The 908-nt window shown below is 47.8% G+C and carries 1 protein-coding gene; it reads left to right on the top strand.

All coding sequences use genetic code 11. The annotated features are described in order from the left end of the window. Window positions 1-908: RNA-guided endonuclease IscB (gene iscB, locus ACLUXO_RS10170; RefSeq protein WP_412137447.1), on the top strand; the 908-nt coding region annotated here is incomplete at both ends.

The following is a 908-nucleotide window of genomic DNA, read 5'->3' as shown; positions in this document are numbered from 1 at the left end:
CGCTTTTTAAACAGAGTGCACGGCAAGCGAGACGGCTTGTGGCTTCCTCCGTCAGTAAAAGGCAAGGTAAGCCATAACATTGCTTGGATCAAGCGCTATCTGGCTGTATTGCCAAATCCCGATCTTCACATCGAAGTAGGCAAGTTTGACATGGCCAAGATGGTCAATCCAGACATTTCTGGCAAGAAGTATCAAGAAGGCTCACTGAAGGACTGGAAGAACTATGAGTATTACGTGCTGGCACGTGACGAGTACACATGTCAGCTCTGCCATAAGCATGGCGAAGGCGTAAAGCTCGTCGTTCACCACATCGTCTACCGCTCACAAGGCGGGACAGATCGGGTGGACAATCTGATAACGCTTTGCACGAATTGTCATACTACGAAGAACCACCAGCCAGGTGGCAAGCTCTACAAGTGGATGAAGGCGAAAAAGAAAGTGACGAAGCAGCTGAAGGGAGCAACGTTCATGAACATTCTGCGCAAGCGGATCGTGACGACTTTCCCAGAAACAAGCTTTCAATACGGTTCGCAAACCTACGTAGATCGCAAGAACCTTCTTTTGCCAAAAGGTCACTTCATGGACGCGATCGCAATCAGCGGGATCAAGTTGGTTGGTCAGATGCCGGAGACGGTGACGATGATCAGCCAGTTCCGCAAGAAGAAGCGGTCGCTTCATGAAGCAACTGCAAGAAAAGGCAGAAAGCAGCCGAATACGTCATCCAAGCGCAATGAGAAGAACACAAAATATGCTCGTGGCTTGTGGCTGAATGACTACGTTCGTGTGATAGGAAACAATGCCAAAGGCTATGTAAAAGGCTTTAAGTCCAATGGATATTACATTTATCTGACAGATGGCTTAGGCAATTACGTGGTCAGCAATGGCAGAAATTACATCAACTTAAAGCA

This window comes from Lactobacillus delbrueckii subsp. bulgaricus, assembly GCF_046938665.1.
Classification (GTDB): domain Bacteria; phylum Bacillota; class Bacilli; order Lactobacillales; family Lactobacillaceae; genus Lactobacillus; species Lactobacillus delbrueckii_C.
This window is presented reverse-complemented; position numbering and strand designations above follow the sequence as displayed.